The 25,605-nt window shown below is 47.1% G+C and carries 17 protein-coding genes; 1 reads left to right on the top strand and 16 read right to left on the bottom strand.

What is annotated here, in order from left to right; translation table 11 throughout:
- Nucleotides 1–264: 264 nt before the first annotated feature.
- The 12 genes from BS614_RS18660 to BS614_RS18610 form a co-directional block, all read right to left on the bottom strand.
- Nucleotides 265–2,616, bottom strand: a complete 2,352-nt coding sequence (locus tag BS614_RS18660) for a helix-turn-helix domain-containing protein (protein WP_074095072.1) — start codon at nt 2,614–2,616, stop codon at nt 265–267.
- A gap of 293 nt (nt 2,617–2,909) precedes the next feature.
- Nucleotides 2,910–4,613, bottom strand: coding sequence for an RICIN domain-containing protein (locus BS614_RS18655; protein WP_074095071.1), 1,704 nt, complete (start codon nt 4,611–4,613; stop codon nt 2,910–2,912).
- Between the two features lie 81 nt (nt 4,614–4,694).
- Nucleotides 4,695–4,829 carry a hypothetical protein gene (locus BS614_RS32405; RefSeq protein ID WP_280523076.1) on the bottom strand — a complete coding sequence of 45 codons (135 nt, stop codon included), beginning with the start codon at nt 4,827–4,829 and terminating at the stop codon, nt 4,695–4,697.
- 59 nt (nt 4,830–4,888) lie between these two features.
- Nucleotides 4,889–5,836, bottom strand: a complete 948-nt coding sequence (locus tag BS614_RS18650; RefSeq protein WP_036615897.1) for a carbohydrate ABC transporter permease — start codon at nt 5,834–5,836, stop codon at nt 4,889–4,891.
- A gap of 17 nt (nt 5,837–5,853) precedes the next feature.
- Complete coding sequence (locus tag BS614_RS18645; protein WP_084174600.1) at nt 5,854–6,699, bottom strand: carbohydrate ABC transporter permease; 846 nt, start codon at nt 6,697–6,699, stop codon at nt 5,854–5,856.
- A 53-nt stretch (nt 6,700–6,752) separates the two neighbouring features.
- A complete protein-coding gene (locus tag BS614_RS18640) occupies nt 6,753–9,329 on the bottom strand; it encodes a DUF5696 domain-containing protein (protein WP_074095069.1) in 2,577 nt (858 codons plus the stop codon).
- A 17-nt stretch (nt 9,330–9,346) separates the two neighbouring features.
- Nucleotides 9,347–9,982 carry a YIP1 family protein gene (locus tag BS614_RS18635; RefSeq protein ID WP_074095068.1) on the bottom strand — a complete coding sequence of 212 codons (636 nt, stop codon included), beginning with the start codon at nt 9,980–9,982 and terminating at the stop codon, nt 9,347–9,349.
- Nucleotides 9,966–11,429 (bottom strand): NHL repeat-containing protein, encoded by a 1,464-nt coding sequence (locus BS614_RS18630; RefSeq protein ID WP_074095067.1) that lies wholly within the window; start codon nt 11,427–11,429, stop codon nt 9,966–9,968. The genes BS614_RS18635 and BS614_RS18630 overlap by 17 nt, the downstream gene beginning before the upstream one ends.
- A gap of 15 nt (nt 11,430–11,444) precedes the next feature.
- Nucleotides 11,445–12,320: a carbohydrate ABC transporter permease gene (locus BS614_RS18625; protein ID WP_026081082.1), complete on the bottom strand. Its 876-nt coding sequence runs from the start codon at nt 12,318–12,320 to the stop codon at nt 11,445–11,447.
- Between the two features lie 2 nt (nt 12,321–12,322).
- Nucleotides 12,323–13,279, bottom strand: coding sequence for a carbohydrate ABC transporter permease (locus tag BS614_RS18620; RefSeq protein ID WP_036615906.1), 957 nt, complete (start codon nt 13,277–13,279; stop codon nt 12,323–12,325).
- 19 nt (nt 13,280–13,298) lie between these two features.
- Nucleotides 13,299–16,196, bottom strand: coding sequence for an extracellular solute-binding protein (locus tag BS614_RS18615; RefSeq protein WP_074095066.1), 2,898 nt, complete (start codon nt 16,194–16,196; stop codon nt 13,299–13,301).
- Between the two features lie 105 nt (nt 16,197–16,301).
- Complete coding sequence (locus BS614_RS18610) at nt 16,302–17,657, bottom strand: extracellular solute-binding protein (RefSeq protein ID WP_074095065.1); 1,356 nt, start codon at nt 17,655–17,657, stop codon at nt 16,302–16,304.
- 274 nt (nt 17,658–17,931) lie between these two features.
- Here BS614_RS18610 and BS614_RS18605 point away from each other — a divergent pair, with 274 nt between their 5' ends.
- Nucleotides 17,932–18,699 carry a helix-turn-helix domain-containing protein gene (locus BS614_RS18605; RefSeq protein WP_074095064.1) on the top strand — a complete coding sequence of 256 codons (768 nt, stop codon included), beginning with the start codon at nt 17,932–17,934 and terminating at the stop codon, nt 18,697–18,699.
- A 122-nt stretch (nt 18,700–18,821) separates the two neighbouring features.
- Here BS614_RS18605 and BS614_RS18600 read toward each other — a convergent pair whose 3' ends face one another.
- The 4 genes from BS614_RS18600 to BS614_RS18585 all read right to left on the bottom strand — a co-directional run bounded on the left by BS614_RS18600 (nt 18,822) and on the right by BS614_RS18585 (nt 25,603).
- Complete coding sequence (locus tag BS614_RS18600; RefSeq protein ID WP_074095063.1) at nt 18,822–20,447, bottom strand: response regulator; 1,626 nt, start codon at nt 20,445–20,447, stop codon at nt 18,822–18,824.
- Nucleotides 20,432–22,198 (bottom strand): sensor histidine kinase, encoded by a 1,767-nt coding sequence (locus tag BS614_RS18595; protein ID WP_342351896.1) that lies wholly within the window; start codon nt 22,196–22,198, stop codon nt 20,432–20,434. The genes BS614_RS18600 and BS614_RS18595 overlap by 16 nt, the downstream gene beginning before the upstream one ends.
- 48 nt (nt 22,199–22,246) lie before the next feature.
- Nucleotides 22,247–23,926: an extracellular solute-binding protein gene (locus BS614_RS18590; RefSeq protein ID WP_084174598.1), complete on the bottom strand. Its 1,680-nt coding sequence runs from the start codon at nt 23,924–23,926 to the stop codon at nt 22,247–22,249.
- 126 nt (nt 23,927–24,052) lie between these two features.
- Nucleotides 24,053–25,603, bottom strand: coding sequence for a glycoside hydrolase family 43 protein (locus tag BS614_RS18585; protein ID WP_074095061.1), 1,551 nt, complete (start codon nt 25,601–25,603; stop codon nt 24,053–24,055).
- Nucleotides 25,604–25,605 lie beyond the last annotated feature (2 nt).

Raw genomic sequence — 25,605 nt, 5'->3', positions numbered from 1 at the left:
CTGCCAATGTCGCCTCCAGCTTCTGGATAATGCTTGCTTCAAGGCAAACGCTTTACTTGGTTTCTCCACGGACTTTGATTCACTGGTCATTGCGGTTCTCAGAATCATCCCCACCATTCTTGGCTCCCAATCGTGCTGAACTTCAGCTCAATTTGGTAGCGCTTACTTTTTGGGTAATCATAAGATTGCGCTGGGGATGCGTAAAGGTACAGTTACGCTGAGAAAGTACAAAAAGCGAATATAGTTCCCGAGAAACAGCCTACATTAACCGCTATGAACGTCCATTTTCCGAAATACACTCGGAGAAATGCCGCGTACTCGCTTGAAAGCTCGGCGGAATGAATGTGCACTGTTATACCCGGTGGCCTCCGCTATCTCGTCAATGGTCTGAGCAGTGGAGTGTAACAAGTTCGAGGCAGCATCAATGCGTACCCGTTCTACATAATCGGAAAGATTCTCTCCCTTGTGTTCTTTGAACAGTTGGGAAATAAACTTCTCGGACTTGCTCATGTGCTCGGCAATCCGATAGATCGTCAAGTTTGCATCCCCATAATGTTGTTGGATAAAACAAATCATTTCGTTTACAGTATCCGCATGTGCTCCTGCTCTTCTTCTCTGGAAATCACCGCAGATGTCTTCCGTTAACCGTTTGAACTTTGCACGCAGCGAAGTAATCGTTTCTGTCAACTGAATGGATGTCACCCGAGATTTATATTCCTCCAGCAGGGAGGCATCCAGCTTGAATTTTGGTTCGTCCAGCTTCAGAAAAGTCCCCTTCAGCTCCATGATGAACTGCTGTGTCATCTCGTAGGACAGTTCCCGCTCCTCTAAATTACGAAGAAACAATTGCTCCAGAATACGTACCGCCTCTTCAGGCTCCCCGACTTTGATTGTGTTCAGCAGGCGCTGTTCAGACTCAATCGGATAATAGAACATTTCATTTTCCTTCATCGTATCTTCAAATCTCACCAGATGATCTGTTCCCATATGAATGGCATAATCCAGAGCTTGTTTGGCTTCGTCAAAGGAACGCCCTGCATCATTCCAGACCTCGTAAGCTGCGCCTGTGCCAATTGTTGTGGATATCCGATGCTCCCGGTAGATCACTTCCATCAAGGTGTTCAGCTCTTTTTCACATCTCCCTATAGCTTCATTCAGTGAGTTCTCATCCAATGGACAGGCAAAAGCGATCTGGTCTGTTCCCCAATCCGTGATCAGCAGCTGCGCATTCCACTCTGTAAGTACCTGTTTGATGAGCAGCCTTGCGACACCCAGTTCATGGATCGTTTCTTCACTGTCCGGATTGGCATATCCGTTTACCTTCACTAAGCCTGTCAAGCCCTTGCTGCTATGAAGAGAAATGTGCGCCTGGGATGAGATAACCTCCAACTCAAGTGAGGTATAGACTTCTCCCGTTAACAAACGTTTGATAAAACCGTCTCTCAATAACGGAATCTGCTCATTCATGGCGTTTTTAAGTGAGTCATTATTAGCAATCAGATTGTTAATATGGCTTGCCAAAAAATCATATTCATTGCCCCGTCTGCCTGGGGAATCGGTGATTTGTTCCCGAAAAGAGGCCAACAATCTGTAAACGGGTGCACTATTAAGATAGGCCAGAACCAGCCCGAATAACAGTCCCAAGGCAATGGTTGCCAGAGTAAAGACCAGCGTGACTTGTTTGATTTGGTCCGCTTTTGTCATGAGTGCTTTCTCCGGAATCCCTGCCATGTAATTCCATCCATTTTGACTGGACTGCATCGATATCAGCAGCCGACCATCACTTCCAGGCCGTACATTCTGCACGTTCAGCTCCGTTTCCACAGCGTTACCTTCTCTCTTTCGACTCTGTGCCATTTGCTCGGCTTCGGCTTGTTCAATGCCATGGGAGAAAATGATCTGTCCTTCCGCATCAGTGACGAGAGTCCAGCCGCCATATTGATCCACAATATTTTGAGTAAGGCTGGCCATCTGATCCTGATCAATCATGACACCAATCGTTGCTTGCGGTTTGTTGAAGCTGTTCAAAGGCAGAGATTGCAGAAACGTAATGGCGGGAACATCTGCAAGCACAGTGCCGAGTATTTCACGTTTATAGTTTCGAAGCGGTATGATTTCATTAAAGTGTGGTTGTTTGAGAATTTGGTCATGCCATTGTTCAAACGACATACCGTCCAGCTGATTGGCAGCATAATAATGCTCTGGACGATAATACACAGTTCTTGGTGTGATGATGGCATTGTAGTTCGGAATGTGAATGAAGAAATGGGACAAGTAATCATTGGTACTGCTGTACATGGAGAGGCTCCGCTGCATGCGGTTCATACCGTAGACATTGTAGAGATCATGCGGCTTTGGGCCAGCAATTAAATTTTGCAAATCGGGATTGACGGCAAGCTGTCTGGTAAAAGCTTCAACTTGAAGAAGGTTACGCTCAATGATCTCTTTCCCGAGACTCAGCGACTTCAAGCTGTTTTCAATGGAGCTGGAACGGGCCGCTTCAATAGAAGCTCGGTAAGAGGCATATCCCGCAATTTGAGGAATCATCAGAATGACAAGATACGAAATGAGGAATCGACGGAACACGGGTGAAAATTTGGACCATAGGAGCTGCATATGTACCCTCCCTCTTTTTATCAAGCGCTTACATCTCTCTGTGATAAGGTAGCTGTTCAATGATACACCGGGCATTTCTTCCTGGTGAAGGTACAACTTCTTCCTTATGGTACATTTACGTACTGTAGCGTACAATGCTTGCATGAAAATAATTGTCGGTCTGCGGGTTAGCGCACAAATATAGTTGTATTTTACCTTCGCATGACACCCATCACAGAGTATCAAAAATAAACGCAAAAAACCTCCCCAAGACATGGAATGACTTGGGGAGGTTTTTGTTTAACGTTGTGCTATTAGTTGCTAACGGCAACAAATTTCCATTGTTGGTTTGTAGCACCTGTGTAGGTGTTCTGCTGCAGCTTGGCTCCATCCGAAGTGGAAGCATTCGCCACTTCAATCGCTTTATTGCTGTTCACGTTAATGATACTCCAGTACCCGTTACCAAGATCGTTGACCTTAAAATGCTGAGCGGTTGTGTTCAGATTGCTCATGAGTTGAACCGCTTCCCCATTGGTGAGGGTACCGTTGCGAATGTCGATGACTTTGTCCGGCGAGTTCACACTTGTCAGTGTATAGTTGCCGTTTCCGATCGAAGTCAGAACCCACTTCTGAGGGTTACCGCCCAGATCGCTCCACTGCTGGAGCTGAAGATTGTTTTCGTTTTGACCACCAGGGACATCAACAACCTTGTTGGAATGCCGGGCTACAATTTTATATGTTGCACCGGATACAAGACCTGTTGTTGGTCCACCTGTTCCACTGCCCGGGTAAGTCTGAGCACGTTCATGGTACCAGTTAAACAGGAATCGTCCCATGGCACTCCGTGAAGCATCTCCATCCCATTTCAGTCCAGCCGTTGGGTCGGCAAAGGAGCTTCGTGGTCCTTCACTTAGAATGAATCCGTTCATATGAGCTGCAATGCTGACATTGCCTGATGCGTTGAAAATCGTTTTGGTATTGGTGCCAAAACCTTCATTGCTGCCATTAAACAAGTTCCAATAGGCCGAATCGCCAGGTTTGTTTTTGAACCAGGTTACCTCGGTAATATTAATCGGATATTTGTCAGCGGCTGCCTTCACGTTGGTATTCCACTGGTCTTGCAGGATAGAGAAGTTGTCATATGCGCCATAACCAGGGTACCAGTGAACCGCATATCCATAGTTATTGAGCGGATCAGTCAATGGATGGCTTGCCGTCAAGCTGTAAAATTGGTTGTATCCCAGACCTGCCGCCCAGATGACGTTGTCCGCACCTTTGCTGCGAATTGTTGAAATCATGGAATTTTGGAAATTACGCAGGTCATTCCAGTGATCCACAAAGTCATTTTCCCCGTTGTATCCGCCCCAATGTCCATTAGCATAGGATTTCACCGGTTCGTTGACCAGTTCGAAGTGAACGTTATCAGCACTTTTGATCTCCGGGCGTGAAGCGAGATAACCCCAGATTTCGTTGAATTTTTGCAGGTTGGCAGGTGTTGTCGCCTGATCATCCTTCAATGTGAAGTCCAGTCCCAGGACAACATAGACACCTTTTGTTTTGGCATATTGAATGTACGGAATAATTACATTTTGCGTAACGGTCTGCACACCGGCAAAGTTATATGTACCAGCAGCCACATCTCCCATGTCCTGACGATCGATGAACAGACGTACCTGATTCATATTCCAGCCATGATTGCTTCCGTATTTCGCGCTGGTGTCAGCAAAAGTATCGGTAATGTCTTTCAGATAAGCCAGTGTAGCTGCATGACGGTTATTGCCGTGCAGATTGAGGTAATAATTGCTGTCCTGATATGTCCAGTAGGCACCTGAGGGTTGATGCCAACCGTTCAGTAGCACAGGCTGGTTGTTGCTGTTCACCAGGTTTTTGCCGTTTACGTGCAGCTTGCCCATCGGCATGCCCACCCATGCTTCGGCACGGCTGCCTCCCCATGGAGCAATTGTGATCAATAAAGCCAGAATGAGTACAAGTTTACAAGATGTCATGAACTTCTTCACTTTAATTCCTCCTGATCTGATATATTGCCTTGCAATAATGCGAATATGCTCCGTCAGAGTATCTCTGATTAAACAGATCGCTCAGGTCGGCGCCCGCTCCCGCAGCCCGTTCCACACCAGCAGGGGGATCCTGCGCAGGGAAGGATCGCGGTTCTGCTGTGAGCAGACGTTCATGAGATCGTTACATGCCCCCTCTTCACAGATGGAATGTTGCATGAAGTTCCTCCTTCCTCTTCCCAGTCTGATCCCACTCCAAACGTACAGAAGAACTTAACTTAACCGACGATTCCCGTACGCTCTACACTCTCTACGAAATATCGTTGCACAAACAAATAGATGATGATCAAAGGCAGAATGGCAAGAAGAATTCCTGTATCCTGGATCATGCTCAAATAGAACGGATCGGCCTGGGAAGCTGCACCGTCAGTAACCTGCTGGGCCAGATTATACGGAAGGGACGATAACTGAGTCGACATGACTTTACTTGAAGTCAGATAAGTCGTCGTATAAAAGCTGTCGTTCCACTGCCATACGAAGGAAAACAGCATGACTGTTACCATGGACGGAATGGCATTGGGCAGCATGATTCTTGAAAATGTTCGTCCGATGCCCGCGCCATCCACATAGGCCGCCTCCTCCACTTCCTTCGGAATACCTCTGAAGAATTGCCGGAAGATAAAGATGTACAAACCGGCTTTAAGTGAATTGGCCGTAATCGCCGTCAGAATAAACGGCCAATAGGTATTAAGCAAATTAACAGGTTTGCCGGCTATAAGCGTCATAAGCCCCATCAGATCAAAGCTTTTCAGATTCAGGTATACCGGAATGAGAATAGTCGTTGGCGGTACAAGAATCGTCAGAATTACACCAGCAAACAGCCAGTTGCTTCCCCTGAATTTCAGTCTGGCGAATCCGTATCCTGCAAGTGCACAGGATGCTGTAGTCAGCAGTGTAGTCGTTGCAGACAGGGCAAACGTATTAAACAGCGTTGCCCAGTAATCCATTACGCGTATCGCCTCTTTGAAATTGTCGATGGAGAAGTTCTGTGGAATCCACACCACCACTGCCGAATACAGATCACCTTTAGCTTTGATGGATGTGGAAACCTTCTGAAATATGGGAAACAGGATAACGAAGGAAAGCCCGGTAATCAGAACGAATCGGATCATGGCCCACAGCCAGCCTTTCCAATGCTCCAGCGATAATAATCGTGATGTTGTCACGTGGGACACCCTCCTTTCTAATCTTGATAGAAGACTCGCTTCGAGAAAATGATGTTTATGATAACCAGAATGATGGCAATGGCCAGAAAGTAGACCCATGCCATGGCAGAACTTAATCCAAAGTCAAATTTGACGAATCCGGTATCCCGGATCAGTTCCGTCATGGCGTTATTGGCAAACGAATCAATGATTGTATAGATCGCATTGACAAAAATAAGCGGGCTGACCATTGGAAACGTAATTTTCCAAAAGGCTTCATAACCCGTTGCCCCTTCCATCTTCGAAGCCTCATACAGTTGAGGGGAAATCGTCTGGATCCCTGCCAAAAAGATCAAAATCTGTACACCGGATTGACTGACGATCTGATAGATCCGATCTACGGCGCTGCTCAGATACGTAACGATCCAATCGCTCACTCCGGCGTTAACCATCAGATTTTCGAGTTCAAATGTCCCGAGTGAGCTTCCACCTGTGCTGCTCTGATTAACCGCTTCAATCAGGCTGGTGCTCTCGAGTGTCATAATCACTCCCGATGCCAGAATAACGGGCAGGAAAAAGATCGACCGCGCTACAGCCCGGCCCCTGAACTTCTGATTCAGGATGACGGCAAGGAACAGACTGAATATAACGATAAGCGGTACGTTGATGAGCACGTCTGTGATCGCCTCAATTAACGCACGGTTAAAGCTTGTATTGACGGTCAGCGCCTGAATGTAATTGGCAACACCGTTGAACTGAATCGCTATGCCTTCCGCGTTAGCCTGAATTGTACTCATGCTGTATCGCAGAGAGGCTAACAGCGGAATGAAGAAAAACAACACAAAACCAATGAGCCAGGGAAGCACGTAGATTACGCCCCACATGGCTTTCTGCTGAGCATACGTACGACTTCCCCATTTCCATTTCAGGAGCGTCTTCAGAGCTGCTCACCACCAGTCACATAGCTTTGGGCTTCCACTGTATCGTTGTCAACTTCTACAGGGAAGTCGTTATAATTGACGATTACGAACCCGCCACCTTCATATGTTGTCCGGAAGACGCCCTCCTCCAGGGATTCATGAGATATCATGGAACGTCCGGCAAACGGCTGGTTCACCTGGTTCACCTCGTTGTAGATCTCGGCAGCCAGATCGATCCATTGTTCATAATTCGCCGCGTAGAGATCATCATAATCCGTTTCTTTCACAACATGGTTTGGCGCATTGAACCATGCAAAGTAAGGACTGGCTCCATATTCAATCAGCTTCAGCACATATTGCTTTGCATTGGTATATGTGGAGAGATTGTATGGCGTCCCCGTATAACCGATGCTGCCGTGCACAACGAGCTGATAGAACGGAATCTCTTCATCCTCCAGCTTGAAACGACTGCTGGTCATCGGCGCATCTGTCAGACCAGTTACATACGGCAGGGCATAAGCGTTCCCGCCTTCAGCAACAAGCGAGCCAGCCTGCTGCCCGATCTGTTCAAGTGCCTTCTTTACGGAGCCAAGCGCTTGTGTTCGGTCCACCAGCTTTTTCGGATTCATATCGCTGTTTAACTGAGCTGCCAGATCATTCAGGCTTAGTGACAGTCCATCCTTTTGAAGGGACCTCAGCTCATCTAACATGTCTGCCGTCACGTCCTCCAGCATGTTGGGCGAAAGCACATAGGATGGTGAACGATCCCGGTCCCGCCGCTGGATGGCCTGGTTCATCGGATATAAGACCGCCGGTTCCTGAGTTAATGTGCGTGAAGCTTCTTTGGACGGTTTAAACCCTTTTTTGGATTGCACATTCAGCAGAGCGATATCGGGATAGAAACCGATACCCGCTTCTTGTGTGTATGCGCTGAATTCCCGCAATCCCTTTTTCCCGCCTACCGCGCCGTCTACTTGGATGGAATCCGGCAGTCGATGATGAAGCCCGCCGTTAAGCCATCCTGCATAGCGCACCTGAATATTGGATACCTTCTTCTCCGTCAAGGCGGAGAGAATGTTTTTGGCTTCATCAAACGTGGTCAAAGCCTCCGTTGAATCATACGGTATGCCCAACATATGCTGCCTTGTTGTCATGCCGCCGAACAGTTGCAGATAAAAGGGAACGTTACTCTGCTCCTTGCTGGCGTTCAACTCGGGAAGTCCGCCGTTTTGCATCAGATAATCCCGATAGAGAGATGCAAGCCCCGAGTACGATGCCTTATCCGCCCCGACAAAAGCATATCGAACGACGAAGTCGGACACAGTCGGTTTCTTCTGGAATTTCGGAAGTGTACGAACCATATCACTTGCCTGAAGCGTCACATCGCTCTTGTTCACCACATAGAAGCTTGGATATACGTTGTTGTAACTGTTCAGTTTGCCGCTGATATCGGCATTCACAACTGCAACGGCATCCCCTTCTTCAATAATGCCCAGGAAAGCTCCCTCTTTCCGAATCAGTCCAAATACCGGCAACCTGGCTCTGGCTTCATTCGAACTTGCTTCCCGCAGTTTCATGGTCATATCCGGTCCGTATATATCTTGTTGATAGGCAGGATACTGCAGCTTGCCATTGTTAAAATGGATCAGTGCTCCCGAACCGTCCGGCACCAGTATGGAGCCCTCTTCTTCTGAACCCCCAGCCCCGAAATAATCCATTACAGATATGCTGTTGATCGGATATTCCTCCGGAAAATGAATGCCTGAGGACGGAACACGCACGAGCAGATCCTCTCCATCTAGCTCATATTCCATCGTAAGCATAAACAGCCGTGGTCCACTTCGTTCCTCTTCAATGCCAAACTCGGCATGATCCTGAGCCAGATCCTCCGATGTGTAACCGGCTGTGTCAAAAGCCTTCAAGGCCCGGGACAATTGCAATCCTTGCATCGCCTTATCAATCCGGACGTAAGCGCCTTCATCCTTGTCTTCCGCATAGCCGACCTTCAAGGCCCTTTGCCCGGCCTTATCTAGCTGTGCAAGCAGCTTTTGTTCAAATCGCTCCTTACTGATCTTCATCGGCAAGTCTTCTATGGATCGCTCAGTGCTTCCAAACTGGTAGTGGACCCGCACGCCGCTTGGCAGCACCTCGTAGCTTATTTGCTTGTGTGCAACACTATCCGTGAAGGAATTCACGGTGCTGCTCTGTCCGAGGCTGTTGAAGAAGCTGAGCTTCGTCTGTGATGACAAAAGGTCTTTGTTTATCCCGGCAGCAACCCCATCCTGCTCACGATCTGCAGGATTGCTGCGCCAGATCTGCCCGCTCTGCGTGTGAATCACTGCAATTTCGGCAGTCTCTTCGTTAATGAACAACTGCAGCGCAGCATTCTGCGCAATACCTACCATGCCGGGAAGGCGGACATCGCTGAACGATGATTTCAGTTTCTCTCCGGGAGGCAGGGAGGGAAAGTCCGTCTGATCAGCGGCAGTCACTGTCTCGTGAGCGAGCGGTGTTGGCGAGAATTGACAACCGCCCAGAAGCAGACTGCCCGCGAGCAGCATTCCTGTTATTTTTTTGGCTACGGTATAATTCATAACAAATTCCTCCTCCCTTAGCCCCGAAGCACTAATTCCTGATAGATGGTTACGACAAACGATACAATCTGCTGTACAAGACTGAAGAATAACAGGCACAGAAATGCCATAAACGCCATCGCTACAAGTGTCAGCAACATCGTGAGCACCGTTTTGGCTGGTGTGTACTGATGAACCGTCATATTCCCCACAAATAACAGATATACCGTCCATACAACGGCGAGTGCATTGGAGAAATAATAAAAGGCAGTTTCCTGCGCAGAGATCACAAGACTCAGCCAGATCCATGGAAAATGAATGAGTAACAACGGTACCAGTGCAAAACACGTTGACATGAAAATTTCGGAGAACTTGCCTTCCCCGTCCATCAGTGTGGTTAACGACCAGTTCGCCACACACCAAAACAGTACCGGTATAATGACATATAACATTTCGAGCAGACTGTTCAGGTACTTTGGATTACTGAGATTAATGAGAAAACCGCTGTACTGGGCATGCAAAATTTTGGTGATGACCAGAAGCACCAGGATCATGAAAGCAATCAGCAGTGAGTTTCTCTGGTTCCGTTCATATTTCAGTTCCCAGTATCCGTCAAACGGATGAAAAATCAGATGCAGCGGGTACTGGTATAGTTGCTTACTTGATGCCTGCATTCGTAGTCCTCCTTTTCTGCCTGCGAACGATGATGACGGTGACAATCGCAGCGACAGCCAGGAATATACCGGACATCATCCATGAAAAATGGTCACGCATCAGCTCTTTCCGGTACAAAAGAAAAGCTTTGGAATACCCTTTGGGCTCCATGCTGCGCTTGAAATATTTCGCAGACTCGGCGTATTCCTTCTGACGAAGCAATGCTTTGCCAATTCCCGCATACGCATATTCCAAGTTAGCGTTCATCTCGGCAGCTTGGGCAAACAGCACCGAAGATTGATCTTCATCACCGTTATAGTAGCTGCGCACCGCTTCGTGGAGTGTACGTCCGTATTCAGTTGTTTGAAAGACGGTGATTTCACCCAGCGCTTTATCCAGAACTAACATCCGGTCTCCCGCACGTTCCAGGGCAACAGGTGTATTAAATTGGCCCAGCCGGTTCCCGATGCCGCCATAAATATGGAGCAGATATCCGTCTCCATTGTAGGTAAAGATTCGACCCTTGCTGGAATCCAGTACGGAATACATGTCACTGTCACCCACATCCACATCAATCAGGCGGGATGGCCCTGCTTCCTGGGTATACAGCAGATCACCCTGCGGAGTCTGATAGCCTTCTCTGCGCAAAATGTCTGTACCCTGGGCATTCAGCTTCTTGACCGGATCTTTGCCGCGATCCCCGCTAGTGGCGTAGATGAAGCCCTCTTCATCCATATCCAGATTGGTAAATTCCGTTGGAGTGAACATCACCATCTGGCTGCGCTGCTCCCGTGTTGCAAACCGTTTCCAAAGATATTCCACCGGGTCCGCCTGAACTCTGTTCGCTCCAATGAAGGAAGAGAACGTACCATCGGCGCTGAACTCCATGAATCCATCAAATACGCCTTCGGCCATGACGTAGATACGCTCCCCCTTGTCCATAACAATCCGCATCGGTTTAAACTGGAAGTCTGCTTTTAGCAGATCCGATTTTGGTTCAGACACGATCTTGACCAGCTTCCCCTGTTCATCCAGATGCACCACCCGGTGATTATCCGAATCAGCGACCAGCAGATGGCCTTTTTCCGTGACGTACAATCCCTGTGGATTTTTAAAATGATCTTCCTTGCCTTCCTGCTCAAATGAATCAATCGTCCGTACCAGCTTGAAGTTGCGATCCATCTCAATGATGCGACCATTGCCCGAATCTAGCACAAAGACGTGCTGATTGGCGGTAACATGCATGTCACTTGGCTCTTTCATAGGAGTTGTGTTCAGCTTCTTGCCGGTGATAATGGTTGTTGCCTCATATGCCGCGGGTGAAGGAACTGCGTCACCCCAGAAGGAATAATGATACGCATCCGTTTTACCGTCTGCACTCACATAGGGCGCCTCTTGAACGAACAACAGGAGGCAGATCATGCCCATGATGATCGATTTACGTTTTTTCCATGTGCTTCTCCGCACCTCGCTGCCTCCTTTCTATTCTTTCATGCCCGAAGTGGCCATCGTCTGCATAACACTGCTCTGAGAGATGATAAACAGAGTGATCGGTACAATCATCAGCAGCAAGGCAACAGCCGCACCTACACCGGCCCTTGCAATCCCTCCCTGCACAATCTGACTGAGCGCATAATGCAGCGTTTTGAGATTTTCACTGTAGATGAAACTCCCGCCATCCGTTCCCCATAACGCTGGAAACTGCAGGATCATGAGCGTGAGCCATGCCGGCTTCACATTGGGCATCACGATGCTCCAGAATATCCGGTATTCATTGGCTCCATCGATTTTGGCTGCCTCCAGCAAAGCATCGGGAATCTGCTCCATGAACTGTTTCATCAGGAAAAGCCCCAGCGAGAACGCAAGTGATGGCACAATAATGGACGCATGAGTGTTAATCCAGCCAAGCCAGGACATGACCATGTAGTTCGGAATCGCCGTAACATGCGGCGAGAACATCAGGGACAGAATGACAATGGTGAACAACACTTTGGAACCCGGAAAACGATACTTCGCCAGCGGATAAGCCGCTGCAGATGCAAGCAGGATATGCCCGGCTGTGCCAAGTATCGTAATGAGCAATGTGTTGGCAATATAGCGGGATAACGGCACCCACGAATTGCCCATGAGGTTGATCAGATCGGCAAAATTCTCCGTTGTCGGATTGTTCACCCAGAAGCGCGGCGGGAAAATAAACAGCTCATCCAGCGGCTTGAATGCATTGTTGACAGCATAGATGAGCGGAAGCACCATAAAGGAGCCGAACACGCCCAGCAATGCAAATAACATCAGGCTGACGGTAAATGACCGATTAAGCCTTTTTGGCATGCCAAACACGGCACGTACTTTGCTGGTCATCGTCATTCACCTATCTTTCTAAGCATTTTTTGCGTGAAAACGTTTGTACCCAGCATCAGGGCAAACAGAACCGTTGCGATGGCCGAGGCATAGCCCATCTCGAAACGAATGGTTCCGAAGTCCATCAGATGTGTGACAACTGTGTGTGCCGCATAGTTTACGCTCGGGAAACCTGCCAGTGCGATGGAGATCTCAGCTACGGCGAAGGAAGCGGTAATCTGCATTACCGCACCAAACATCAGCTGCGGTCTCATCGAAGGCAAGGTGATGTACCAGAGCTCCTGCCAGCGATTTTTGATCCCGTCTACGGTTCCTGCTTCAACCAGAGAACGATCAATGGTTTGCAGTCCTGCAATAAAGGCCAGGAAACTGGTTCCCAGGCTCAGCCAAAGTTGTACAATAATGACGATTGCCAGTACATACTTCTCGTCTGCGAGCCATTGGATCGGTTCCAGTACGACGCCAAGGCGCATCAGGAATCCGTTCATATACCCGTAGCTGTCACCCGAGAAGATGATCAGCCAGATGAAAAAGACGTTGCCCGATATGGATGGGGCATAGAAAACCAGCGTCATGACCGCCCGAATTTTAGGAGACAGCTCATTGATGATCCACGCAAACAAAAAGCAGGCTATATAACTGAGAGGGCCTGTAATTACGGCAAAAAGCAGCGTGTTTTTGAGCGCGATCAGAAATACGTCATCGTTCAGGAAAAGCCGGGAATAGTTCTGCCAGCCGACAAATCGCGGCAGCTCCAGCATATTGAAGTGAAAAAAGCTGAGCCCGAGTGAAATGCCGACCGGAATGACAGTAAACATGAAAAAAATCAGCATAAACGGTGCCATCAATACGTAATAATGCCTGCTGAGATACAGATCCCGCTTCAATAGGGACCACCAGCCGACCTGGCGGGTATGGACGGCAGGAGCGGCGGCTGTCTTGGTAGTTTTAGCTTGCAACCGTTACCCTCCCTTTCCTCTATTTCAGATTAAATTCCTTGCGTTTCAACTCTATTTCATCATCAATGTACAACACATAATCCGATAAGGCTTCACGCGGATTTTCATTTGCATTGACCACCTTACGGAAGGCGTTGTCCAGATGTCGTCCCGTGAAGTAACCTCCAGGAAGCTGCGGGATTCCCTGTACCCATTCCCATTGTTTCTCGAGATTTTGATAATCCTTCACAGGCCAAGGCAATTGCTTTAAGGCCTCGATATTGGCCGTCGGGTAACGGGCAGCCGCTCCCATAAGACCTTCCATTTCTCTCCCGTATTCAATCTGGGTCTGCTCATCAGTCCACCACTTCATGAACTTCCACGCCGCTTCCTTGTTGTCGGCATTTTCGAGCATCATCACCGCGCTCGTAGCGCTGGCCACTTCATGCCGTATGGATCCATCCGGAAGCTGTGTACCCGGAACAATCGTAAAGTCCCAGAGATTGCGGATTTCCGGAGCCATAACCGTCAGCATGTTATACGTGGTGTAATCAGCAATCCCGATCGGCATTTCCCCTGTACGGAACCGGTTCGGAAAATCGGCTTTGAGCGGAAACTTGTAATTGGTATAAAATTGCGTCCAACGTTTGAACGCGTCCATTGAAATCTCCGAATTCAGTGCACTTTTCTTCTGGTCTTCGGTGTAGAACGTTCCGTCATTCTGATATAACAACATCGCAAAGGTTGAATTCGGAACCAGGTTGGCATTGTTCAACGTATCCTCTATCGGCAGATAAAACTCCATGTTATGCTTCTGCAGCACGGCGATGGCGTTATATACGTCTTGCCACGTTTTCGGCGGTTCGAGGCCCAGTTCATTCAGAATATCTTTGCGGTAAAAGAGCATTGGAAAATGCTGTTGCTCCGGAAGGGCATATACCCCGTCGTTGTAGCGGTAAGGCGTCAATCCGCTTTCACGGAACCTGCCCGAAATTTCCTCGAAATCGGGGAACTGGCTCAGATCCGCTGTTGCATTCCTCATCGCATAGTTCACCGGAATGTCTTCGCCCATCTGCATGGCAACATCCGGTCCTTCTCCCGAGAGTGTTGCGGGCAGCAAAATATTCGGAGGAACGAGACGTAACTGCACAGATACATCCGTATCCGGGGTAAACGAATCGTCGATCATGCCTTTCAGTACTTGGGCCTGATCTCGTCCGGTCGTGATCCATACAGTGATGGCATCCTTCTTTTGTTCTACGTTACCAATGCTGTCGTAATCTTCGGTATACGAGGCAACATATGCGCCCAGTTCGTGCTTCACCTGCTGGACGGTGCTCGCTTCCGCTTTGGGCAACGATTCACCCGGCGGAGATACGACAAGGTAATCCAACGTAATTGGCTGTTCACGTACCGATAGAATCCATGTGCCGAGACCACCTACGTTAATTTTGAACGTATCCAGCCGTTTGGGAACCGTCTCCGGTCTGGCCGCCATATCTTCAAGCTGCAATACCATGGCGTGCAGTACGGCCACTTTGTCACTTTGCTCACCCGTGGCTTTTTCCAGGTAATCTGCAACGGAGCGCAAGGTGTCAGCTTGTCGTTCAAACACCTCCGTCATCTCCGGAATACGCCGTTCCAGCTGGTAATCCCGCAGTGGGTCCGGACTGTTGGAGGTGATCATTAATATTTTGCGATACATCTCATTCAGTTCCAGCACACTGGATTCCACGGTCCGCAGCAGCGGAGCGATGTCGCCAAGTGTAACCGTCATTCGGATGCGGTGTTTCCCTTTTTCCAGATGAAACTGATATGGCTGATCTTCTCCCGATCCCAACACCTGAGTTTGCCAGGCCGGGCTGTAGTTAAATCGAATGCGTTTCATTTCCTTAAACGGAACTTCGCCGTTAATCGTCAGGCTGCGGGTGGCATAGATGCCACGCAATTGATCCTGCTTCACCTTAAGCGCGATTTGATACAATCCGTCTTCAGGCACGTCAATTTCCCATTCAATCCATTCGCCCGGCAGCTTCCAGTTAATGCCCCCGATAGCGTTCATCCGAATTTTCGATACATTATAAGGCTCGAGTGAAGGGCTTGATCGGTCCGAGATGGGTGCCAGTGTAGGGGATGATTTGCTGACAGCTTCCTCCCCCTGTACTTTCAGCATGACAGGAGCCGCTTGTTTCAAGCCGAGTGAGGCATAGGTCTTCTCCAGCTCTGTATAGGACGGGACTTCATTTTCCTGGTACAGCTCGATATAATCAATCGCCATGCTTTCTCTTAATGAAGTGAGCGAGAACTCCTGATTGCCTTTTTCAAAATAAAACTGAAACGGTTCCTCGAAGTACCCTGCACTGTCCTTGAAGGAAGTCAGTTGCCATTCGGGCTGTTCCACTTGTCTTGGTCTAAGCTCGTTGCCACGATCGTCCTGCCGGACGTTATCCTCGCGATTCCCCCATACCCTGTCAAACAGAAGAATATCGGCCCCTCTGAACGGGACCTTACCATTAAGTTCAAGCCTGCGTTCGATCCCGGAGCTTTTGCCTTCTACGGGATAATAGTGAATGCGAATGTTGTACAAACCGCTCACTTGAACGGGAACATCCCAGCGAATGGTTCCAGTTTCCGGCGTAATCACGGCACTTCCGTCTAATCCGGCGTACCCTTGCACAACCTCAAATTCCCCATCCTCTGCCTGAACATAAGATTCGCCTTCGATGCGTACAATTTCATCCGGTTTGGCCGTATTGTCATGAGCAGTCAGATAATGCTCATAACTGAATGAATCCTCGGTTCCCGATACCGCCTCAAAGTCCTCAAGCGCATGTACCGTTCCCGGATTACGATCCCGCGATGGATATAGTGTCCATATGGAGAGCACCAAGGCCAGGACAAGCACCAGGATTAGTCCCTTTTTCTTACGTGACCGCATGTTTGAATGTATCCCCTTTCCTGTAAGCGTTGAGAGAACTGAACGATTGACTAACCCGGACAGACCGCACCTTCACTGGTGCGTTCTGCCCGTGTAACGTGATACTTATTTGTAAACCTCATCAATCGCAGCCTGGAAAGGAGCCTTGTATTTCTCGATCAGCGTAGATACGGATACCCCTTCTTTGAGTTCCCCATCAAAATCCCAGAACGGCAAGGACGGGAATGTGTTATGGTCGAGAACCAACATACCTTCCGCAACCTCTCTGGCGTTGTTGATATCTGCTTCATCGGTCAGATGTGTCTCCAATGTGGATTGTCCTGGATACTCATAGATCGATTCGATCTCATTAATTTTCTCCCAGATGTACATCAGTTGTTCCGGATTCTCTACCGCTTTTGGAATTGTTATAGCTTGGTAACGTGACTCACCGGAGTGATACGCTGTTGCACTTGGACCTTTTGGAAACGGTACAAAACCAATATCATAGTCCTTCATATCCGTCATAATACCTTCGACTTCGTACATGGCACCTGAATACATCAAGGTGTTGCCTTGACGGAAGAACGTGGATGGCTCTGTCCAATCGCCGCCCTCAGAAGCTCTGCCGACCTTCTCGGTAGCCAGTTTGGACAGGAAGTTCAACGCTTCTTTCGTTTTTGGATCTTCCAGGTTCTGCTTATCCTCTTTGGTCAGAGAAGCCTCGTTGGAATACAGAATAGGTTCCAGCAAGCCCGTTTGAGCGAGTCCCCAAGTGTCTAGCTTACCATCATTGTTTCGATCTTTGTTCGCTTGCTTGGCAACACTGATGAACGTATCCCAGTTCCATTCATCGGCATCTACATACTCCTGAAGTGGCTTCAAGCCGAGCTCTTGCATGAGTGTGCGATTATAGAAAATTCCGTTGATAAACGAGGACTGGTCCTCGGTAAAGCCGTAACCTTTGCCTTCATACTGCATGTATTCTTTGGTTGTTTTCTGATTAAATACCTTGTCGTTTTTAATATAATCATCCACCGGCCATAACAGATCCTGTTTGGTCAATGCCGGAATGGCATAGTTTTTGCCCAGTCTCACCAGATCGCCAAGCGGTTCACCGGCCATCAGGGAAGCAACTACTTTTTCCTGATATTCACCAAAATCGATGGAAACATATTCAATATTAAAGTTGTGTTTTTTCTTCAGTGCTTCGAGATTCTCAAGGCGTTGAATGTTGTCTGGGTTGTTCCCCTGTATTTCCATGTCCCACCAAGCAACAACCTTGATCGTTCTGCCACCCATGTCAAAGTCCATTTCTGGCGTGGAGTTTTCATTCTTTGGCTCGGTTTCCGCGGGTTTTTGTTCCTCCTGTGGTGTTGTCTTTTCCGGCTCGGGTTGAGCGGTAGGTGCAGAACTGCATGCAGCAATTACCAACAAGACCGCAAATACCAGGCTCAGTAGCATGAACTTGTTTTTTCTCATCGTCTTCCCCCCTGATTGTCGTTTGCTATCACAGTGTATCGTTCAAATGAAAGCGCAAACAACCTGCCGAAATACAGATGTTTACCCGGGCTGAATATAGATTTGCGTAATTTTGCACGAGCAAAGTGCATTATAGGTTTTAATTGGTAAAGAAATGCACTGTCTACAAAAATATGCACATTGTATGCGCTTTCTTTTATTACCATAATGAAATTAAGTCAAATTTCAGTTAATCTAGCGCATTACAATTCAGCAGAAGGTGAGGTATTGCTTCATGTATGATATTTTACTTGTGGATTTCAGCCGTCGTTTGTGCGGAGAGTTGCAACAGATGTTGCTACGGAGCAAAGCTCAATATACTATCGCAAATTGTGTGTTCTCATCGGCCGAGGCTTTGACCGCATTGTCAGAACGAGACTTTTCCCTTGTTATGGTACATACAGAGAGGTTTGATACCGCGGGGCTCTGGTTATGCAATGACATCCGAAAAAAAAGTCAGATACCTATCCTCCTGATGGGTGGAAGAGATCACTTCAGGTTCGTACGCAAAGCCCTGACGTATCAGGTAAATGATTATCTCCCGTATCCTGTTAGTCCCTCTTCTTTACTTAACAGTCTGCATGGACTTAGATCCCACCTTGAAACCGACCCGGCACACAAAACGTCGTCGTTCTTCAAAACACCCGTTCAAATGAACGGTAAACCCATGCACTCCAGTCATGTTATTCGTATCGTTAAGGCCTATGTACGGGATCATCTGAGTGATGAAATCACGCTGAAGAAGATCTCTGACATGCTTCATTTTAACTGTGCGTACCTTGGACAGAAGTTCAAGCTGGAAGAGAAGATGTCTTTCAATGATTATATGCTCCAGCAACGTATGGAAAAGGCACAGCAGTTGTTGTCTTCCACGAATCTGCGAATATATGAGATTGCTATTGAGGTAGGTTATAAGGATATTGATTGGTTCTATAAAAAGTTCAAAGCATATGCCGGATCGAGTCCCAATGCTTATAGAAGACAAAAAATCAACACGGCCTAAGGTGAAACGCCGAATCGCTTTGTTTATCAAGTAGATAATAACCACAAAAAAAGCAGGCTGAAAAATACATCCTGCTTTTTTTTGTGGTTATTTGGGTTTGGTCAATTCCAGAGTATTCACCATTAACGTACCAAAAGGGATTCCCGGTATTCTTGGGGAGTCATTCCCGTTATTTTCTTAAAAAGTCGGGTAAACGAATGTGCAGCCTCGTACCCCACTTGAAGTGCGACCTCACGTACCATAAGATTTGTGTTCTGAAGCAATTCTTTGGCTTTCCGTATTCGGCAGTCGTCAATGAATTCTGACACGTTTATTCCCATTTCCTGCTTAAAGAATCGCGACAGATAGGATGGATTAAAATGATGAAGTTCTGCCAATCTCACCAGAGAGAGATCTTTCTCCAGGTTCTCCTTGACGTAACTGCATAAGGAATGAATGACAACGTTAGCGCGTTCCTGTTCATTTGACCTTTTGTAGCGTACTAATTCATCGGCAGCACGATATAAAAATTGTACTGCATCCTTCATGCATGTATATTCCCCTAAGTGCAGCAAGCTTCGTTGATCCGGGATCTTCTGTTGAAGACCCCAGCGATTGATCGTTGAATGCAATAATAAGGCCAGATTGTAGTATGTCTCCATGGCACGTTCCATCGTAATATCCTGCTGCAGCAGTTCGCCTGCAAGCTCCTCAAATATATCGTAAAATGGCTGAATTCGTCCCGTTTCCAAATATCCTGACATAATCTCGATCCGGTTTGAGATCCGCATGGATTCTTTGGGTACATCAGATGAGAGATCATTACGATGATCCGTGAGTACCATGGATACACCATCCCCAATTTTCATCCACTGGAGTAATCTCAGACGTTCATATTGTTTGGTTAACTCGGACCAATTGCAGCTTCGACTACTTAATGAAAAAGCAATGGATACGCCGAGTGATACCATGCACGCTTCCTGTACCAGTTCTAGTGTACCTTCTAGAAATCGCACAAGTTTATCATTGGTCATCTCTTCCTCCTGCTTCGGCTGAAGCAGCCAGATCGTATCCCCATAATGGTCCGTTACACTTGCACACATTGTACGCTCATTCATCAGAGAAGAGCCGATAATGCGAACAGATTCCTGAACTTGTGTGAGGTCCGAACCCTTTTCTGGCGGATTATTGAACCGCCCCAGTATGAGATAAACAGGCGAGTTGATCTGTAATCTTATATCTCGTTTGGATAATTCGTCCTGCACGTCCCTAGTAGAATCTAGAATCGCTGTACAGTCTTGAAGTAACTTCCGTAAATACTCTTTTTGCTGAATCAGTGCAAGCTGCGAGTTGACTTTATGAGAGTGTTCCAACAACTCAACCATGCTGTGACTTCGCCGGATCTCTTCCATCACATCTTCTACAACCGACATCACCTTGTCATAACCTTCCGTCTTGAGCAAGTAACGCACATTAGACATCTGAAAAGCTTGATAGGCATATTCAAAATCGCTATGTCCTGTCAGAAAAATGACGCGACAATTCGGCCAACTGGCTTGAATCCGCTCTGTCAGTTCCAAGCCACTCATGCCCGGCATGCGGATGTCCGTTAGAACAATGTCAATTCTCGAACGTTGCATCCAGGACAATGCTTCTGTTGCAGAGTAGGCCTTACATACATCAAGCTGGTCGGGTATATGTCTGGCGAACGTTTCATAGAGACTATCCGTAATAATCTCCTCGTCATCTACAATCAAAAGTCGATACATTCGTTTTCTCCCTCTTTCCACTGGATTCGAATTGTGACTTTTAACCCTTGCAGTTCACTTCTGGATAGGAAAAGGCCACTTCCTTCTCCATACGTCAGGATCAGACGTCGATGAATATTTATTAACGCGGTCATTTCGTCTGTACCTCCGTCCTTATGCAAACGTTGTTGAAGAGTTTGAATGTGTTGCTCGTCCAACTCATTTCCATTATCCTCTACGGTGATCTCGGCATATGAACCTTCCATATTAAACCCAATAATTAGAAGACCGGAATCCGTATTCTTTTCAAGGCTGTGTTCGTAGGCATTCTCAATAATAGGTTGAATAATGAGTCTGGGAACTTTAATATGTTCCATCTCAGCAGGTAGTGACCCAAAATCAACTTTGATTCGTCTGGAGAATCGTAATTGTTGAATCTCTGTATAGATTCGTGAATGCTCAACTTCCACTTTCAACTTCACATGATCTGTTTCATTCCGGGTAATGAACCTGAAATACTCTCCGAGCATGTTCGTGAATTGCTCAATACGTTCGGTTTCTCCTGTCCTTGCCAGTGAATTCAGAATAAAGAAGCTATTGTACAGAAAATGAGGGTTAATCTGCGATTGGAGCTGTTTCAACTCGGCCCGCTGCATCATCAGTGTTTTCTTGAAATCTCGATCGATAAGGGATTGAAGATTTTCAATCATTAGATTGAAACGGGTGTAGAGGAAGCCAAATTCATCCTTTCGGTTATGCGCAATGGGGACATCAAGCATGCCTCCCTCCATTTTTTTGAATCTTTTCACCAACAACAGTAACGGGATATGAATCAACTTGTAACTTGAATAGAGATATGCCGTGATGGCAACAAATGATGTAATTGCAAACAGCCAAGCCCAATGATAGAACTTGCTAAGTGGCTTGGTAACAATTGCCTCAGGTAGATATGTAGCTACGGATAAGCCCAGGGAGTCCATATGCAACTGACTAACATGGTACATGGTGTCCCCCACCTTCATCCGAAAGCCATCAAGTGTACCCTTTACACTGTGCTCACGGTAATTCGCGAGAATAACACTAGCTTGATGTTTATCTGTGATGGCATGCCCCGTTTTGTCCTCAATCAGAAAAGTTGAACTCTCCGGGTACAAATTAAGCCGTGTGAGTTCATTCTGAAAATGGTATGTATCCAGCTCCACTTGAATGACAAACAGCGGAGGTTCTCCTCTCGTGCCTGTCAGCCTGACGGCACTTAAGTTCAAAGCGTCCTCTTTCACAGTGAAACGTGTACCTTTTCCTTGCATGCCCGAACTGAAATATAGATATGAACTTTTATCGAAATCATCGATGCCTTGGATCGCGGATATACTCTTGCCAACAGAAGGGATATGTACATGAACGTTTTTGATATAAGCAGTGCTATTCTTGAATGAAGCGAGTCGTTCAGTCAGGTAATTTAATGTATCACGCCGCTCAACCTGATCCATCATGTCCCAGAGAATGGCTAGACGATTGAGTTTTCGATCCTCAACGATATCAAACTGCTGTAATTCCATCCATTCCATCTCTCTGTTCAATTCCAACACATATTGGTTCAACCGTCTCTCCGTTGACAACGATATTTCCTGGCTTGCATTGTCATAACTCCAATGATACAGATACACGCCAAGAAGAATAAGGGGGAGTACAAATACCAGATAGGTGATTATTAATCGCGCAAATATACTGTTAAACCATGATTTAGCAGGGATCTTGATCAATGCATTCACCTCCAATGCCAAGGGCTGAGTGGGTTCCTTGTAAGAATAAAGTGAACATTAGCGCTCCTTTGGCTTGCTGGTGCGAAACCACGCGTTAACCTCCGATGTGATCTGATCTCCCCCCAGCTTGCGCCAGTTCTCAACGAATTGATCAAACTCATCTATCGACCTGCCTAGAATAATGTTCATATAGGCTTCAAGCTGAAGATCTCGAAGAATAATTTGTCGATCAACCATCGTGTCCGTAATTCCGCCCGTGAATTGATCATAGAGAAGTTGGCCGTTCTTCTCGTATGAATCTGCAATGCTAAAAGCACCCGAAGGCCCATAGGTTTGTTTCCAGCCCCAGCCGCTCTCTACATCTTCCGTTTCATAGGCCACAATGCGCTTGTGAATGGCGAGAGCTTCATTCTGCAGAGCCGAGAAATCTCCTGTACTTCTGGCATCACGAATTTGTTTGTATGCATCTATATTTTTATTACCGGGAAAAGGAGTTACCGGTGAAAGCATCCACACAGCTCGGGAGTCGTCATTGTAGTATGTTTCATACTGTGCCTGATCCCCCCAGTTGATGTCCAGATGCAGATTCATGAGCTTTACAACAACTTCCGGATTAGAGAAGCCCTTTTTTACAGCAAAGTATTGCCCAGTGTTGGAACGTAGCGGTACGAACAGACTCCGGTCCGACTTGGCAACAATGGGATATGCCTGCCATTCTACATTTATATCTGTATCACGGGTGCTCTGAAGCATAAAGGATGTCCACTGTTCGCCGTAAAGCATCCCTATTTTTCCATCTTGAACTAGACGAAACGCCTTGTTTCCACTTTTATAACCGAAATCCGGATCAAGTTGGCCATCACGATACAACGTTTGCAGTACTTTCAGAGCCTCCCGAACTTCAGGCTGTATACCTCCATAAGTGAGGTTTCCTTCTGCATCTTTAACCCATATAGTAGGGTAGGCACCGTAGCCGGACATGAACCCTGCAGCTCCCATAACTGGATCCCATAGATGGTTCGTTAGCGCAAGTCCGTAAGTATCATGCTCTCCGTTCCCGTCGGGGTCCTTATCTGTAAACGCTTTCGAAACCTGGAGAAGCTCTTCCATCGTTTCAGGCGGTCGTAGCCCCAGTTGCTCCAACCAATCGGTTCTAATCCATAGATACTGCGCTGTCTCAATCGAGGAAGATGATTCGGGAATAGCCATGAGTTTGCCGTCAATGGTTGCCGCATCAAATGCTCCTCTTCCCTCTGCCTCTAATATACTCTTCGTAAGTGGTGAAGCATGTTCTTGGTACACATGGGTTAAATCTTCGATCATTCCAGCGTTGCTCAGTTGTCTAAGTTGATATGGATTTACTTTTACCACATCTGGGAAACGTCCTGCGGCAAGGGATACACCCAGCTTCTGATTGTATACATCTCCATTAGCAATCCAGTCATAGTGAATTTGAATACCTAGCTCTTTCTCATACACACGAGTCCAGCGATTATCCAGCATCGTCTCACCAGGTAACTGACTAATCATGCGCTCAAGGTCATCTCCAGTTTCCCTGACAAAAGAGACCACGATGGGAGGAGAATACCTCTCAAACGTAGCGGGAAGTTGAATCTGTTGCCCATCTTGCTGCGGATGATGTTGTTTGGTATTACCTTCGGTGTGACCTGATGGTATGGACACAGCCAGGAACAGAATGAAGGTCCATCTTGTTATGTCCAGACATCTCTTATACATGACGACATGCCCCCAGTTCGGTTTGAACAACTCTCTTCTCTCTGTCAACTTTGAATCCATATCATTGTACAACAACTTGTACTCATTGAATACGAAAAGCCGCCGTTGGGCGGCTTTTACGTATTTTCATTGTTTCTCATCAGGATTAATTACGCGATATTCGAAATTCGAAAAGTCAGCTGTTCCTCCAGCTATTTCAGTTGAATATACAAACAACCCCGTTCGGCAACCCATAAAATGATCCAGTTTATATATCATTTTATGGACAATCCCTATATCTCTCCATTCAACCCCATCAAAATAGGCAAAAGAGCACTCATCCAGATTGTTCTCAAAATTTCCGAATGCTTTTAGTTTAACTACTGGATCTGATACCGGGATACGTTCATGTTCAGTGGCTGGCTTCTGGTCGATCAGATTGCCAAATATGGTTGAATCCTCACTATCTCTGGCATGCATGACCAAGTAAAACTTGCTATCCTGCTTCGTGAGAGCGATCATACCGTACGAACCGATCAGAAAACACAACCCGGCATAATCCCCATCATTCAGACGACTGCCGTCAAGCGTAACTATTGCTTCGCAAGCGGGCCCCATTGAACGCTGGGTTAGAGTATTTACCGCGAACGTCAGATTTGGACTGATCTGTCCCGTTCGAACACGATACACCCCCGATTTCTCTGTAACGGACCAGAGCTCATGATTAGGTGTATGATTCCATTGCCAAAAATCACGGAGGCGGATACTTCCATCTTCCTCGGGTTCATAATTGAAACTGTCGCTACCCACTAACGGGTTATAACGGTGCTCTGGTCTCGTGCTCGGGATATCAATCTGTTTCGGCGCTTTGTTTACAAAGATCGGTTTACCTTGATCAAAGTGTAGCGGAACCAAAACAGGAACCCGCCCAACAGCCCCATGATCCTGAAACAGCATTGCATACCAGTCTCCATCCGGCGTATCCACGATACCACCCTGAGCAACACCTGAATTGAAATAATCCATATCGTCATTGAATACTTCTCCACCAGTGAAGACATCTTCCAGAGAGTCTGCCATATAAAAAGCCTGTGTTCTCCGTCCGGAAGCTTTCGTGATATGAATCAGGAACACAATATATTTACCATTGATCTTGTAAAAATGTGCTCCTTCATAACCAAGGTGATGAGGCTGCTCGTCTTTTACAATCAAGCGATGCACTCCACCAGGTTTGGGCCCGGACAGATCAGAGTTTAATTCGGTCAGATAGATCTCGGTATTACCGTACACGAGATATGCTCGTTCATCATCGTCAAAAAATAAGGAGCAATCATGGTAGAACCCTTCCACGATCTGCTTCTTCCAAACTCCCGAGATGGTGGGGGACGTATACAAGTATGTCTTACGAGTATCATTCGCAACAAAGATCACATAGAACATCCCTTGATGATAACGGAGTGATGCAGCCCACATGCCTTTACTATAAACGTGATGACCATCCACCAGCCGTTGTGCAGGCGTATCGTCCAATGTGTCGTATACATATGTGGCTACTTCCCAATGGATCAGGTCATATGAACGCAGGATGACACATCCCGGCATCATGTGCATGGTTGTACTGACCATATAATATGTGTCCTCTACACGAATAACGTCAAGATCCGGGTAATCGGCCCAAATAATCGGATTCGGATACATGC

This window comes from Paenibacillus xylanexedens, assembly GCF_001908275.1.
Classification (GTDB): Bacteria; Bacillota; Bacilli; order Paenibacillales; family Paenibacillaceae; genus Paenibacillus; species Paenibacillus xylanexedens_A.
This window is presented reverse-complemented; position numbering and strand designations above follow the sequence as displayed.